This window comes from Chryseobacterium sp. CBo1 (assembly GCF_001693475.1).
GTDB classification, from domain to species: Bacteria; Bacteroidota; Bacteroidia; order Flavobacteriales; family Weeksellaceae; genus Chryseobacterium; species Chryseobacterium formosense.
The window spans coordinates 1-14,510 of sequence record NZ_MAUH01000004.1; the positions used below are offsets into that span (position 1 = coordinate 1).

Consider the following 14,510-nt stretch of genomic DNA (forward strand, 5'->3'; position numbering starts at 1 on the left):
GGGCGCAGTTTTGCTGCGCCCTAGTCTTTTACATATAATAAATTTTATCTTCCTAAAACTTCCGTAATCGGATTTCCTATATTTCCGCTTGGAAACTGAATATGCAGCAAAGCAGAAACTGTCGGCGCAATATCGGTCATGTGATAGGCTTTGTTGCTTTCACCATGTTTAATACCCCATCCCATAAAAATCAATGGAATGTGTGCGTCATAAGAATTCCAGACGCTGTGTGTTGTTCCGGTTTTAGAATATGGCGGAAGCATCGAATCATGAGAAATCAATTGAATATCGCCACTTCTCTGTCTGTTGATCCCGTTAATAATTCTTTGTTTAATAGGCTCCGGAATACTCGCTTCCTGAACTGCTGTTGTAGAAACTGCATATAAATCTGAAGGGTCATTTTCCAATTCCTGAACCGCGAACTTTTTAATGCTTTCCAAATCAAGATTATTATCCGCAATTAATTTTCTGTCGAAATAAATTTGGTAATTGTCGACACCGTTAATCAATTTATCGACACCAAATTTAATTTTAAGCTTTTCATTAAGATTCTTTTCCATTCCCTCTCCAAAGAAACCTGTTGTAATCTTATGCTCCTGAAGAAATCCAACTGAATGCGCTCCACCGTGATCTGCAGATACAAAAACGGTGTATTGGTTCTTCCCTACTTTTTTATCAAGATATGCAAAAAATTGCGCAAGATCCTGATCAAGTCTCAGATAAACATCTTCTACTTCAATTGAATTGGGTCCGAATTTATGTCCCGCATAATCTGTTGAAGCCAAATTGATGGCTAAAATATCAGTTACATTATCTGCTCCCAGTTTTTCTCCTTCCACAGAAGCTTCAGCCAATTTCAGGGTTAAAGTATTTCCGAAAGGGGTGTATCGGATGTTATCTTTTTTAGTTTTATAATCTGTCGCAAGATTAGAATAAGGGAAAGTAGGCGTTTTTGAACTTCCTAAAAGTCCTTCCCAAGATGAATTATCGGGTGTACTTTCGGTATATTGATTGATGGGTAATAAAGTATTCCAACCGTTTGCGACCAACTGATCGGGAAGATTTTGTGCGTTAAAATCTTTTACCCATTGTGGAAGATCATTCATATACCATGTACTTGTAATGAAATCTCCTGTAGAATCATCGAACCAAAAAGCTCCGTTTGGCGTGTGACCGGCAGGAAGAATTGAAGCTCTGTCTTTTAAAGACACCCCAATAACTTTACCCTGAAAATTGGTTGCTAATTTCAGCTCATCGGTAATTGTTGTCGACCAAAGATTTTTTGGAGAATGGCTTCCTACTTTCACATTGCTTGTTCCGACCGGTTTTACGCTTTCGTCAGTTGTACAGTAAACATTTTTACCGGTTTCTTTATCGGTCCAGTCATTTCCTGCAATCCCGTGAATGGCAGGAACCGAACCTGTATAAATCGAAGTATGTCCCAAAGCCGTAACGGTAGGAACATACGGAATATGCACATTATTTAAAGAATATCCTTTATTTAAAAGTCTTTTGAAACCATCGTTGCCATATTTACTGTAATAGCGATACAAATAATCCCACCTCATCTGATCAATGACCAAACCTACAACAAGTTTTGGTCTTTCGACCTGTGAATTCTTATTTTTCTGAGCATTGATTGTAATCACAGACAGAAACGTTGCTGCCGCAATTGAAATTTTCCTAAGCATTGAATAAATTTTTTGTGACCACAAATTTAAGGGTTTTAAAGGTTGGGTGTGTGAAATTTTGATTAAATTTGAAAGTCATTATAGTTCTTATACTACTTACAGTCAATTTAATTTAATGAAACTTTTAACCATAAAAAAACGAGAGAACGGAAGTTATTTCATCGATGGAAATCCAACTTTTGTAGCAAATTTATTCATCTTTTTTATCATTTTTATTCCGTTTTTTTTATCAAGTAAAAATTTTTGGTTTAGTCTTATTCTCTCTCTCCTTTTTACCATTTTTGTATCAATCCTAATTTGGATAAGTGATTCTATAGGGAAAAAAGTCCATTCTAAAATCTTTGAAAGAAAAATTTTCACAGAATTAAGACAAAAAGGGTTTCAAAAAGAAAGTATTGATAAATATGAGGGCTTAATTAAAACAATTGAAGGCAGAACTGTACGGGTTTTTTACAATTGGAATAAATTTGCTGAAGGATTTCTGAGTTTTGGCGATATTGAAATTAATGTTTTTTATAAACCACAGCTTTTTGAAAACGATATTAATAAAATAGATGCAGATAAATTAAAGAAATTAAATAAAAAGTATGATCCTTTTTATACCTCAAAAATTAAAAGATATGCATTTGCAATTGATCGCTTAAAAGTTTTCATCAATTATTATCCTTGGACATCAAGCCAAAAAATTGAAAAAGAGATTAATAAAGCTTTAAATATTCTAAAAGAAAACAGTTTACAGTCATTCGATATACACAAGATTTCATCCGAATATATTGATCTTCAAAAAGACGGTTGCTTTTATCCAAACATGGAATATATCTGGGAAAACTTCGAAAAAGAAGAAGCTTTACCAACCATTAAAATTGAATAATCCTAATACTTTATGGAAATCAAAAAACTAGAAAAAATAAATGAAAATACAACTATCAACTGGGGCTTAAACGGTTATGAAACCGACAAAGTCATTGCAATTTCAACAATAGAAATCGGGAATACTTTTGAATTTAATCTAAGAGAAAAAAATCAACATTATAAAAAAATCTGGGAAACAACTTCTGAAGATATTGATGATTTGAATGAAATTATTGAACAGGGAAATTCCTTCGGAGCTTTTGAAAATGGTGAATTAATCGGTTGGGCAATCTGTGATTTCAGGGAATGGAATAACAGTCTTTTTATTGAAAATATTTTAATTGATGAAAAGTTTCGCGGACAAAATATCGGAAAATTATTCATCAAAAATATCAACCGAAAAGCAAGAGAACTTCAATGCAGATTGGTTGAACTCGAAACTCAAAACACCAATTATCCGGCTATCAAATTCTTTCAAAATGTAGGTTTTTCGATCACAGGAATTAATACAAAACTCTATAAAGATTCCATAGAAACGGCTTTATACATGAGTTTTGAAGTCTTGATTTAAAATATAAATTCATTGATTGATAATTAATATTTTTAATTGACTGATATATATTATCTTTAAAAATTACTAATTATCATGAAAAAAACAATCACGTCTATATTTATTATCTTTCTTCATCAAATAATTTTCGCTCAGAAAAATCAATATTACGATTTCATCAAAACTTGGAATTTTATTAAATATTATCACCCCGATGTAGCCAGCGGAAAAGTAAACGCAGATAGCTTGTTTTTAGTTACAGTTAAAAATATCAATTCAAAAGATAATTTTAATTCTGTTATTACTAAATTATCTCAGAATTTAAATAAAAATTTAACGAATCCTGCTCCAACAGATACGTCAAAAGACATTTTAGCTAAAAATCAAAACTTCAACTGGTTCCGGAAAAACGGAAAAATTTCTTCTGAAAATAAAAATCTGCTGAATACGATCTACAATCACCGTTTCAATTTCGAATTATTAAAAGAAAAATCGGTGAGCGATGAAAAAAAATATTCTTTCCCAAAAACAGAAAATCTTCCACCAGAATACCGTTTACTGACTTTAGCAAAAATTCAGGGAATTGTTGATTATCTTTTTCCTCACAAATACATTATGGATAAAGGTTTTGATGATTATTTTAAAAACTCTTTAGACGAAAATTTATCTGTCAATTCAAGAAAAGATTTTGAAGTGATATTGGCAAAGTTGGTTTCAAAGTTTAAGGATAGTCACGCTTTCAGTTTTTATACTCAGCTTAATTTCAGAGGTGATATTTTTAACGGATTGTATTACGCACCTTTTGATTATCAAATCGTTGATGATCATTTATTGATTACGGATATTATTTTTCCTGAGATTTGCTCTAAAGCAAATCTTAATATTGGCGACCAAATAACAGAAATTGACGGAAAAAGTATCAAACAGATTATTGATGAAAAATCTAAATTACTTTCGGTTTCTAATCGGAATAAACTCGTTTATGAACTTTCAAAATATCAGGAAAACCTGATTTGGCCAAACAATAACAAACAGAAAAAACTGACTGTAAAATCTCAGCAGAACAAAAAATTCATCACAAGCATAGACTTTGCAGATCCAAAAGATAAGTCACAAAATAAGGCAATTGCAGAATACGTCGGCAAAAAAATAATGGACAAAAGAAATCATAATCTTGTTGATAAAAATATTGCTTATTTCAATATTAACAGAACTTTACAGTTTATAGACAACATAGATGATGATAAGATAGATGATGTGATGGAAAAAATTTTAGGAGATGCAGCACAGAAAAAAGCAATTGTTTTCGACATGAGAGAATATCCTGATTGGGGTGGTTTTGTATTTCATTATGTTTACAAATACTTTTCCCCTGTTGAAAATTATTTTCACAAATATTACGCTCCGAATTTAAAAAACGTAGGCACATTCTATCATTTGGATAAACCAATACAAAATTTTCCTGAAATTAAAGAAAAAACAACGCATACTTACTCCGGAAAAGTTTTCATTCTGGTAAATCCAGAAACCCGCAGTGCAAGTGAATGGTATTCTATGAGTTTACAGAAAATTTTCCCGCAATCTGTTACAATTGGTCAACAAACTTCAGGCGGAGACGGAGATGTGGTGAGAGTTATTCTACCGGGAGATTATGTTTTAGAATTTACAGGAAACGGAATTTTTTATCCTGATAATTCCCAAACCCAACAAACCGGAATCCGAATTAATGAAATCGTACATTATAAAGATCAGGATTTTCTCAACAAGCGCGATCTTGAATTTGAAAGGGTTTTGAACTCCGTTAAATAATTCTTTGTTGGAAAAACGCAAAGACGCAAAGTTTTTTATGATAGTAACGTTTTTAAGACGCAAGAAAATCAAAGATTTTCAGCAAAGGTATTTACCATGAGAATATTAATTTTGCACTATTAAATTTTATCTTCGATAAAATCCTTGCGCCTTAGAACAACATTATTAAAAAAACTTTGCGCCTTTTCGAAAAACCAACAAATTACGCTCCAACCTCACAATCAAAAACTTCATCGACAAAATCAATAAAACATATTTAAAATTTTATTTTGTACTAATCGGTACAATTGTATACCTTTGTCTTATCAAAATAAAGAAATGGCGGGAAGACCCAAAATATTCAATGAGCAGGAAGCGATTCAAAAAGCGACCGAAGTCTTTAGAAATAAAGGCTACGACACGGCTTCTGCAGATGAATTACTGAATGCCATGGGAATCGGAAAAGGCAGTTTTTATCTGGCTTTTAAAGGAGGAAAACAGGAATTGTACGTTCGTTCTATCAAGCAGTTTGCTGAAGGTTTTAATCAAAAAATCGGGCATGCGATTGAAAAATCGGACAATCAGATTGAATTTATCAGACAGTTTTTTTTAATGCTTTCCGATGCTGATAATTGCGATATCGAAAGAGGCTGTTATCTTGGAAATGCATTGGTTCAGCTTTCTGAAAAAGATGAAGATATAAAAAAAATCACAGCTGAATTATTAAAAGGTTTGCAGAAAATTTTCGCAAAAGCCATCAGAAATGCCCAAGAAAACAGACAATTGAAAACGCTGGAAGATGCTGAAATTCTGGCTTGGCATTTAACCAATTTATGGAACGGAATCCATGTCACAAGACGTATGGAAAACTCTCCGAAAATCCTCAGATCAATGATTGAAATGAATTTGAGATTACTGAAATGATGTGGCTGAAAGTGGGATGATGGAACCTTGAAGTTCGTTAGCGCGAAGTATTGGGCTCCAATTATCAAGCTTCATCACCAAAAAAAATTTTACACAATTTTGTACCAAATAGTACAATTTATAATTTTAAAATATAACTTAAACAACAACAAATTATTATGACTATTACAAACAACACCATCTTAATTACTGGCGGAGGATCAGGAATCGGATTAGAAATTGCAAAAGCATTAAGCCCTTCGAATAAAATCATCATCGTTGGAAGAAACAAAGAAAAATTAGAAGCTGCAGCGAAAGATTTAGATAATGTCTTCACGATTCAAGCGGATATTACGAATGAAGCGGATATCGACAGATTGGTAGAAGAAGTAAAAGTGAATTTCGGAGGACTGAATATTCTGATCAACAATGCCGGAAGTGCTTATATCTACAACGTTGCAAATGACGGAGACGCTTACAGCAAAGCCGTTTCAGAATTTACAACCAATTATTTTGCACCGATCAGACTTTCAGAAAAATTCCTTCCATCATTGAAACAACAAACTGAAGCAGCCATCGTGAACGTTTCGTCTATCGTAGGATTCGTTCCCGGTTCGCACCTTCCGACGTATTCGGATTCTAAGGCCGCGCTACATTCTCACACCAGATTGTTGAGATACGAACTGGCAAAAGACACCAACGTAAAAGTTTTTGAATTGATGCCACCTTTGGTAAACACCGATTTTTCCGTAGAAATCGGAGGCAGAGAAAACGGTATTCCGGCTTCAGATGTTGCCAATGATTTGGTGAAAGCTCTTCAGGAAGATATTTATGAAATTCGCGTAGGAAATACCGGTCTGTTGTACGACAATTTCTTTGCCGCTACAGAAGGTGCTTTCGCTACTTTCAACAACTAAAAATACCGTCGTTCCTGATCGGAATTGATTCCATATATTTTATCTCTCGCGAGTCTTTCGTGGGAGATTTTTTTATACTTAAATTATCATATCTGCTGTGCATTTTGAAACAAAAATAACTAATTGATAATCATTTTTTTTCTTGTATTTCTTATGTAAACGAATGGCTTTGTTTAACTTAAAAAAGCAAATGTTTTTATAAAAGCTTCGTTTAGCATTACAATAATTACCACGCAAGGACAACCAAAGAACAACAATAATATTTAAATAAAAGATAAATGAAGCCATTTCACTTATTTTCGAAAAACAAAAAACAAATGCACAACGAGTATTATTAGTTCTGAAAAAGCGATCACCAATAGAAGTGTTTTCAAGCATAAAAGTTATGATAAAAATCTGACAGAAACTCGTGACCCTCACAACAAACAAAAAAAGAACCCCACAACAAAATCCCTCTCTCAAATAAACCCCAACTTTGTCCTGTAAAATTTAAATAAAAATGGAAAACGTACAGACAAAGAAAACAGTTTTGGTAACGGGAGGAACGGGATTTTTAGGAGTTCATACCGTCCTGCAACTATTACAGCAAGGATATGAGGTGAAAACAACACTTCGTTCACTCGCAAAAAAAGACACTATCATCAAAGCATTGGAAGAAGGCGGAATTACAGATTTCTCACACCTTTCATTTATTGAAGCAGATCTTACGAGCGACACCAATTGGGACGAAGCAGTAAAAGGTTGCGACTATGTTCTTCATGTTGCATCTCCCTTCCCTGCACAAGATCCGAAGGATGAAAACGAGCTTATCATACCTGCAAGAGACGGAGCTCTGCGCGTTTTGAAAGCATCAAGAGATGCGGGTGTGAAAAGAGTTATTTTGACCTCATCTTTTGCGGCAGTTGGCTACAGCAAAGACATTGAAGACCATGTTTTCACCGAGGAAGACTGGACGGATGTGAATGCTGAACTTCCTGCTTACATCAAATCAAAAACGGTGGCTGAAAAAACCGCTTGGGAATTCATTGAAAAAGAAGGTAACGGTTTGGAATTATCGGTGATCAATCCTGTCGGAATTTTTGGTCCTGCCATTGGCGGAATCACTTCTGCATCGCTGGATATTGCGGTTTCTGGAATTTTAAATGGAATCTTAGAATACACTCCGGCTTTCACAATGGGCGTTGTAGATGTAAGAGATGTTGCAGATATTCACATCAAAGCAATGTTGAATCCGAAAGCTTCCGGACAACGTTTTATAGCTACTTCAGAAGGTGTGATGAGCTTTTATGATGTTGCCGAATTGTTCAAAAAAGAAAGACCACAATACACCGAAAATATTCAGAAATTGGAACCCATCGGACAAGAATTCTACAAAGAAATGTCAAACCAAAAAGCAAAAATCCTTCTCAACTGGAATCCAAGAAGTCGTGAAGAAGCTTTACTGGCAGGCGCAGATAGTTTAATGAAGTCTTAAATATAAACATACCGTCAGTTCGAGTGAAATTATTTGTAACAAAGTGGAAAATAATTTTGTGTCGAGAACATATAATAAAAAGCTTCTCGATACGGTTTTTGCAAAACCTACTCGAAATGATTAGAATTCAAAAACCTTTACTAAATTTGTGTAAATAGTATCCGTTGAAAAGCAACAGGTTATTCATAAAAGTACTATAAATTCAAGCAAATCTTGAATTAAAAAAAATTTTGCAACAGTTTCCAAATCTTGAATTCTTGTTTTTTCTTTCAAGACAAACGAAATTAATTAATGAAAAATGAAATTCAACAATCTCCATTCCTGTCATCTCGGTCCCGAAATATCACCGGAACAGTTTATTCCTGAGCATTTCTTTTTGTTTTTGCTTAAGGGTTCCATGACTTCGTACGATGGATATAAACATTACAATATGAAACCCGGTGATTACTGTATTGCAAGGAAAAACCATCTGGTTCGATATACAAAATATAAAGATGAAGGGCAGTTTGAAAAAGTAATTATCGCTTTTGATGAAACATTTTTGAAGAAATTTTTAGAGCGTCATTCTTATTATGCAGAACCAACGGATCATAAAGATTCGTTTTTATTTATCGAAGAAGATAAATTGATTAACAATTTTGTGCAATCATTAGAACCTTATTACAACGGAACAGAAAAGTTGGATGATATTTTTGTTGATATTAAACGTGAAGAACTGTTGATGATTTTACTTAAAAATAATCCTGATCTGAAAAATATTTTCTTCAATTTCAATATCCCGCATAAAATTGATCTGGAAAAATTTATGAATCACAATTATAAATTTAACATCAGCATGGAACGTTTTGCTTTTATGACAGGGCGTAGTTTATCAACTTTCAAAAGAGAATTTAAGGCTATTTTTAACACAAGTCCGGGGAAATGGTTAATGAACAGAAGACTTCATGAAGCCCATTTTCTACTTAATAAAGAAAACAAAAAACCAACAGACATTTATATTGATCTTGGTTTTGAAGACCTCTCCCACTTTTCTTATGTTTTTAAAAAAGAATTTGGAGTTTCACCTTCGGAATTAAAAAATGTGAAGAAAGTAGATTCCAAATTAATTTAACATAATTTTAAACTTTTCAGATTGCTTTTAGCACCAATTTTGCACGGACAGAAGCGCAAATGATGTTTCTCAACTCAATGAAATATGAAGAAAATCGTTTTAACAACCGTTTGTGCAACATTTATTTTATGGTCGTGCAATAAAAAAGATGAAGATCATGCTGTCTCTCAGACAGAAAATACGCGTTCTGATGTTGCAGATTCTACAGAAATGATTTCTGATACCGGATATAATATCAGTAAAATTCCTGAAACCGATAAATTTCACGGAACTTTCCCTTATTTTCAATTACCGGAAGGTTATTCTTTCACAGATCCGAATTCTTACCAGGGAAATGGGCAGACTAAAGATTTTGATAAAGAATATTTTTATGATCACGGCACTTATACTTCAATGGAAGGTAAAACCTATAAAGCCGAAATCCGGGTTTCTGATGATTTTAAAGAAAAGAAATTTTCACCACTCGAAATTCAGAAAAGTTTTGACGAACTTATAAAAAATGTGGGCGGAGTAAAAATCAATACCGGCGAACCACTGCGTGAAGGTGAAGAAGAAAGATTAAAGAAGAAAGATCCCGAAGCTTATAATCTGGGATACATGCACTCCTGCAACAACTGGAAAAACGTAAATACCTACATTATCAGAACTGCCGAAAAAGTTGTTTTTGTACAGTATAATCTAGGAAAAGAACAAACGAGCATAACGGTTTTAGAAGCCAAACCTTTTGAAAATAAAATGTCGATTGCAGGTGAAAAGTCGAAAACTGATTCAGCAATTAGCAATAAAAAATAACTTTAATAGAATATTTTAAAATAAGACACATTTTCGATGTGTCTTATTTATTTTGATAATTAAAATTATTTTTCATAATTTTGTATCGATCATTACAAAAATAAAATGAGAGGCAGACCAAACATTCACCAAAATGAAGAATTAATTCAAAAAGCGCAGGACATCTTTTGGAAAAAAGGGTATACCGCAACTTCATTAAATGATTTGCTGAAGATCACAGGTGCAGGAAGCGGAAGCTTTTATAATACTTTCAAAGGTGGAAAAAAGGAAGTTTTCAAAGCAGCAATTAACCAAAGAAGAAAAGATTTTGAAAATTTTAAAGAAGAGCTTAAAAACAGTGAAAATCCAATAGAGCTCATTAAAGATTTCTTCAGAAGCGTAGCAAATTCTGATAAAACAAGGCATTTACAAGGCTGTATTATCGCAAACACAGTGGTTGAAATGACTTTTGTTGATGAAGACTTAGAAAAGGAAGCCATTCAGATTTTAAAACAAGTTGAAGAAATGTATTCTGAAGCCATTAAAAAAGCTCAGGATGCAGGAAAAATTAAAAATCAGGCAGATGCTTCCGTTCTGGCAAGAAACCTTATCACATTCTGGTGCGGATTGAATACTTTGAGAAGAATATATCCTGATCAGAAAATACTTTCCCAACAAATTGAACTACAATTGGCTGTACTCAGCTAATTTTTTTATCAAATTTTGGATCAATCATTACAAAAATAAAATTTAATTATAATGAATTTACAATTAACATCAAAAAAAGCTTTCATCAGTGGTTCTACGCAAGGAATTGGCTTTGCAATTGCAGAACAATTATTAGAAGAAGGTGCAGAAGTAATCATCAATGGAAGACAAAACGAAAAAACACAACAAGCAGTTTTAGATTTAAAACAAAAATTTCCAAGTGCTAAAGTTTCCGGAATTGCTGCTGATTTTTCAGATAAAAATCAAGTCGATGAACTTTTAAAACAACTTAACGATATTGACATTCTGATTAACAACGTCGGTATTTTCGAATTAAAAGACTTTATGCTCATCACTGATGACGAGTGGCAGAGAATCTTTGAAATCAATGTGATGAGTGCGGTAAAATTATCAAGACATTTATTGCCATCAATGCTTGAAAAAAAGCAAGGAAGAATTATTTTTATCAGCAGCGAATCGGGTGTGAATATTCCTGCAGATATGATCCATTATGGGATGACAAAAGCTTCGATGATGGCAATCAGCAACGGTTTATCTAAGCTTACAAAAGGAACTGAAGTAACCGTGAATACCATTCTTGGTGGGCCTACATATTCTGACGGCGTCGCATCAACAGTTGAACATTACGCAAAACTTCAAAATATAACCACCGAACAAATGAAAGCAGCAATCGTGCAGCAAACCAACCCAGATTCTTTATTACAAAGATTTATTAAGCCTAAAGAAATTGCCAGTCTTGCAACTTATCTGTCAAGTCCGCTTTCTGTTGCGACGAATGGATCTTGCCTCAGAGCTGATGGCGGCGTTTTGAAGACGGTTTAAAATTTCAAGCACAATCTTTACAGACTCCGGTCAGAATACAATTTACACTTTCTACAGAATATCCTTTTTCCAGAGAAAACTGAACGGCAACCGGCAGACATTCTATCGTTTCACATTTTGTACATCTGAAATGAAAATGATGATCTGCCAGTTTTTTTTCTTCACATTTAATACAGACTGCAAAATACTGCTTCCCGTCTTCCGCAACAATTCTATGAAGGATTCCGTCTTCACAAAAACGGTTGAGAACACGATAAACCGTAGCTCTGTCTATATTTACAGAAACTTTTTTCATAATTGTATCCTGGCTCATTGCTTTTTTTGAATCTGCTAAAACATTCAAAACAGCTTCTTTCGTAGGTGTACTTCTTCTTATCATTTTATTAATGCGATTATGTTGCAATAATAAAAATTTATTTTAACTTTGACAAACATTTCAACTAAGAATACCTTAATAAACTTTAAATCTGAAATTATGAACGAAGTACAATACGAAGTGATCATCATCGGCGGAAGTTATTCCGGGCTTTCTGCAGCCATGGCATTGGGAAGATCATTAAGAAAAACTCTGGTGATCGACAGCGGAAAACCCTGCAACGAGCAGACTCCACATTCTCATAATTTCCTGACCCAAGACGGAAAAACGCCAAAAGAAATTGCTTTTCTTGCCAAAAAACAGGTAAAAGAATACGAAACAGTAAGCTTTTTTCATGGAAAAGCAATTAATGCTAAAATAACAGAAAATGGTTTCGAGATCCATACAGAAAACGGTGAAACTTTCAGTTCAAAAAAAATTATTATAGCAACGGGAATTACCAATGAAATCCCAAATGTTAAAGGTTTTGCGGAATGTTGGGGAATTTCGCTGATTCATTGTCCGTATTGTCACGGCTATGAATATAAAGGCAGAAAAACAGGAATTATAGCTAATGGTGACAAAGCCGTTCATATTGCTTCCTTGGTTAAAAATCTTACAGAAGATGTTACAATAATAACAAGAGGAGAAGCCAGTTTTACGGATGAACAAAAAGAAAAATTAGCCAAAAATAATATTCAAATTATTGAATCTGAAATTTCTGAATTAAAACATCAAAACGGAATGATTGAAAGCGTAATATTCTCAGATGGAAAAGATGTAAATTTTGAAGCCGTTTACGCAGCTTTGCCGTTTCACCAACATTCGGAAATTCCTGAACAATTGGGTTGCGAGTTTACAGATTTCAGGCACATAAAAACCGATCAGTTTCAGAAAACAAATATTCCCGGTGTTTTTGTTTGTGGTGACAATTCTTCGATGATGCGATCTGTTTCGAGTGCTGTCATGACCGGAAATGTAGCCGGAGCAATGGTGAATATGGAATTGGTGACGGATTGTTTTTAAAACAGGGATAGATTATTCAATCAATTTTGTAGATTTGAACAAATGATACACCACAAATGAATAAACTTCACCTGATTCTTTTTTTTGTTTTGAATATATCCTTAAACGCACAAAATCATCGTTTTATTTACGAGTATAAATATGTTCCCGATTCGACAAAAGTTGACAGCGTTTTAACTGAAAATATGCGACTCACGATTTTCAAAGATCATTCTGAATTTTTGAGCGAAATGAAAGCGAAAAGCGATTCATCAAATTTAAAATCATCAGAAAATAACGGAGATGCAAATTTTTCTCCCGGAAATATCAGAAACTTTATCTGGAAAAGTTATCATGATGCCAAAGATTATTCTTTAGAATATATTGGGATGGAATCTTATAAAGTCTATGATGAGAGAAAGCTGAACTGGAAATTGTTGAATGAGAATAAAAAAATTCAGAATTATAATTGCCAGAAAGCAACTGTGAAATTCGGAAACAGAGAATGGACAGCCTGGTTTACAACTGATCTGCCTTTTCAGGACGGACCGAATATATTTAAAAATCTTCCGGGATTAATTGTTGCCATAGAAGACACAAAAAAGCATCACTCTTTTCAGTTGGTTGCCAATTATGAGACGAATGACAACCTGCATAAAGTTAAATCTTTTAGCTTATTAAAGACTTACGAAGTTAACCGGAAACAGTTTAACAAAAAATGGAATGAATACAGAAGAAATCCGATCGGTAATAATGAACAATTTTTATTAATGAATCCTCAGATCAAAATGATCAGCATACAGGATGAAAAAGGTAATACAATAAATCTGGAAGAACTGAGGAAAAATGAAAGGAATCAAGCAAAAAAGAATATTCTAAGAAACAATAATTTTCTTGATCTTGAATTGTACAGATAATTTGGAAAACTGATCATTAATTCAAACTAAAATGAATGTCCTCAAAGAACATATTAACAAAACAATTTCCTTGACCGACGAAGAATTTTCGGTTGTTGAATCATTTTTCACAGAGGAACATTTCAAAAAACGTGAAATGATCATCAGCGAAAATGATCAGGTTGACCACGTCTATTTCATTATTTCAGGTCTTCTAAAACTTTTTTATACCGATGCTGAAGCTAAAGAACACATCATTTCTTTTTCAATGGAAGATTGGTGGGAAAGCGATTATGCAGCATTCTATACACAAACCAAAGCTACTCAGTCCCTGCAATGTCTGGAAGATACTTCAGTTTTAAAACTTTCTTTTAATGATTATCAGCAACTCCTGACTGAAGTTCCTAAAATGACCGATTTCTTTCTGAAAAAAGCCATTGGTGGACATATTTCAAACCAAAGAAGAATTCTTTCGCTCATGACGATGAATGCAAAAGAACGATACGAGCAGTTTTTAGAGTATTATCCTAAACTCATACATCGTTTACCAAAAACCGTTTTGTCTGCATATTTAGGGCTTTCCAGAGAAACTTTAAGCAGATTGTACAACGAATCATCGGCCAGGTAAATAGTGACGCACGTCACA

15 protein-coding genes are annotated in these 14,510 nt (G+C 33.6%); 13 read left to right on the plus strand and 2 right to left on the minus strand.

Annotated elements, in window-relative coordinates:
* Positions 1-44: 44 nt before the first annotated feature.
* Positions 45-1,691, minus strand: a complete 1,647-nt coding sequence (pafA, locus tag BA768_RS03950) for an alkaline phosphatase PafA (RefSeq protein ID WP_065719789.1) — start codon at positions 1,689-1,691, stop codon at positions 45-47.
* A gap of 115 nt (positions 1,692-1,806) precedes the next feature.
* On the opposite strand from pafA, the gene BA768_RS03955 reads away from it, so the two are divergent.
* The 10 genes from BA768_RS03955 to BA768_RS04000 all read left to right on the plus strand — a co-directional run bounded on the left by BA768_RS03955 (position 1,807) and on the right by BA768_RS04000 (position 11,608).
* Positions 1,807-2,562 carry a hypothetical protein gene (locus BA768_RS03955; protein WP_123947063.1) on the plus strand — a complete coding sequence of 252 codons (756 nt, stop codon included), beginning with the start codon at positions 1,807-1,809 and terminating at the stop codon, positions 2,560-2,562.
* Between the two features lie 12 nt (positions 2,563-2,574).
* Positions 2,575-3,114 (plus strand): GNAT family N-acetyltransferase, encoded by a 540-nt coding sequence (locus tag BA768_RS03960; RefSeq protein ID WP_065719791.1) that lies wholly within the window; start codon positions 2,575-2,577, stop codon positions 3,112-3,114.
* 75 nt (positions 3,115-3,189) lie between these two features.
* The gene (locus BA768_RS03965) at positions 3,190-4,902 is read left to right on the plus strand and encodes a S41 family peptidase (RefSeq protein ID WP_065719792.1); all 1,713 of its coding nucleotides are present in this window, start codon (positions 3,190-3,192) and stop codon (positions 4,900-4,902) included.
* Between the two features lie 318 nt (positions 4,903-5,220).
* Positions 5,221-5,805 carry a TetR/AcrR family transcriptional regulator gene (locus tag BA768_RS03970; protein WP_065719881.1) on the plus strand — a complete coding sequence of 195 codons (585 nt, stop codon included), beginning with the start codon at positions 5,221-5,223 and terminating at the stop codon, positions 5,803-5,805.
* 158 nt (positions 5,806-5,963) lie between these two features.
* Positions 5,964-6,701, plus strand: coding sequence for an SDR family oxidoreductase (locus BA768_RS03975; protein WP_065719793.1), 738 nt, complete (start codon positions 5,964-5,966; stop codon positions 6,699-6,701).
* 499 nt (positions 6,702-7,200) lie between these two features.
* Positions 7,201-8,175, plus strand: coding sequence for an SDR family oxidoreductase (locus BA768_RS03980; protein WP_065719794.1), 975 nt, complete (start codon positions 7,201-7,203; stop codon positions 8,173-8,175).
* Positions 8,176-8,473: 298 nt separating this feature from the next.
* Positions 8,474-9,286, plus strand: coding sequence for a helix-turn-helix transcriptional regulator (locus BA768_RS03985; protein WP_065719795.1), 813 nt, complete (start codon positions 8,474-8,476; stop codon positions 9,284-9,286).
* An 84-nt stretch (positions 9,287-9,370) separates the two neighbouring features.
* Positions 9,371-10,078, plus strand: a complete 708-nt coding sequence (locus BA768_RS03990) for a hypothetical protein (protein WP_065719796.1) — start codon at positions 9,371-9,373, stop codon at positions 10,076-10,078.
* 105 nt (positions 10,079-10,183) lie between these two features.
* Complete coding sequence (locus BA768_RS03995; RefSeq protein ID WP_065719797.1) at positions 10,184-10,765, plus strand: TetR/AcrR family transcriptional regulator; 582 nt, start codon at positions 10,184-10,186, stop codon at positions 10,763-10,765.
* Between the two features lie 51 nt (positions 10,766-10,816).
* Positions 10,817-11,608, plus strand: a complete 792-nt coding sequence (locus BA768_RS04000) for an SDR family NAD(P)-dependent oxidoreductase (RefSeq protein ID WP_065719798.1) — start codon at positions 10,817-10,819, stop codon at positions 11,606-11,608.
* A gap of 4 nt (positions 11,609-11,612) precedes the next feature.
* On the opposite strand, the gene BA768_RS04005 is transcribed toward BA768_RS04000, so the two are convergent.
* The gene (locus tag BA768_RS04005) at positions 11,613-11,987 is read right to left on the minus strand and encodes a Fur family transcriptional regulator (RefSeq protein WP_065719799.1); all 375 of its coding nucleotides are present in this window, start codon (positions 11,985-11,987) and stop codon (positions 11,613-11,615) included.
* A 96-nt stretch (positions 11,988-12,083) separates the two neighbouring features.
* Between BA768_RS04005 and BA768_RS04010 the strand changes: the two genes are divergently transcribed.
* The 3 genes from BA768_RS04010 to BA768_RS04020 are packed head-to-tail and all read left to right on the plus strand — an operon-like array spanning position 12,084 to position 14,492.
* Positions 12,084-12,989, plus strand: coding sequence for an NAD(P)/FAD-dependent oxidoreductase (locus tag BA768_RS04010; protein ID WP_065719800.1), 906 nt, complete (start codon positions 12,084-12,086; stop codon positions 12,987-12,989).
* Positions 12,990-13,045: 56 nt separating this feature from the next.
* Entirely contained in the window at positions 13,046-13,885 is an 840-nt protein-coding gene (locus tag BA768_RS04015; protein ID WP_065719801.1) for a GLPGLI family protein, read from the plus strand.
* Between the two features lie 31 nt (positions 13,886-13,916).
* Positions 13,917-14,492 (plus strand): Crp/Fnr family transcriptional regulator, encoded by a 576-nt coding sequence (locus tag BA768_RS04020; protein ID WP_065719802.1) that lies wholly within the window; start codon positions 13,917-13,919, stop codon positions 14,490-14,492.
* Positions 14,493-14,510 lie beyond the last annotated feature (18 nt).

Coding starts and splice junctions, on each gene's coding strand:
- BA768_RS04015 (WP_065719801.1), top strand. CDS start 13,046: ATGAATAAACTTCACCTGATTCTTTTTTTTGTTTTGAATATATCCTTA.
- BA768_RS04020 (WP_065719802.1), top strand. CDS start 13,917: ATGAATGTCCTCAAAGAACATATTAACAAAACAATTTCCTTGACCGAC.
- BA768_RS03975 (WP_065719793.1), top strand. CDS start 5,964: ATGACTATTACAAACAACACCATCTTAATTACTGGCGGAGGATCAGGA.
- BA768_RS04005 (WP_065719799.1), bottom strand. CDS start 11,987: ATGATAAGAAGAAGTACACCTACGAAAGAAGCTGTTTTGAATGTTTTA.
- BA768_RS04000 (WP_065719798.1), top strand. CDS start 10,817: ATGAATTTACAATTAACATCAAAAAAAGCTTTCATCAGTGGTTCTACG.
- BA768_RS03965 (WP_065719792.1), top strand. CDS start 3,190: ATGAAAAAAACAATCACGTCTATATTTATTATCTTTCTTCATCAAATA.
- BA768_RS03955 (WP_123947063.1), top strand. CDS start 1,807: ATGAAACTTTTAACCATAAAAAAACGAGAGAACGGAAGTTATTTCATC.
- BA768_RS03990 (WP_065719796.1), top strand. CDS start 9,371: ATGAAGAAAATCGTTTTAACAACCGTTTGTGCAACATTTATTTTATGG.
- BA768_RS03995 (WP_065719797.1), top strand. CDS start 10,184: ATGAGAGGCAGACCAAACATTCACCAAAATGAAGAATTAATTCAAAAA.
- pafA (WP_065719789.1), bottom strand. CDS start 1,691: ATGCTTAGGAAAATTTCAATTGCGGCAGCAACGTTTCTGTCTGTGATT.
- BA768_RS03980 (WP_065719794.1), top strand. CDS start 7,201: ATGGAAAACGTACAGACAAAGAAAACAGTTTTGGTAACGGGAGGAACG.
- BA768_RS03960 (WP_065719791.1), top strand. CDS start 2,575: ATGGAAATCAAAAAACTAGAAAAAATAAATGAAAATACAACTATCAAC.
- BA768_RS04010 (WP_065719800.1), top strand. CDS start 12,084: ATGAACGAAGTACAATACGAAGTGATCATCATCGGCGGAAGTTATTCC.
- BA768_RS03985 (WP_065719795.1), top strand. CDS start 8,474: ATGAAATTCAACAATCTCCATTCCTGTCATCTCGGTCCCGAAATATCA.
- BA768_RS03970 (WP_065719881.1), top strand. CDS start 5,221: ATGGCGGGAAGACCCAAAATATTCAATGAGCAGGAAGCGATTCAAAAA.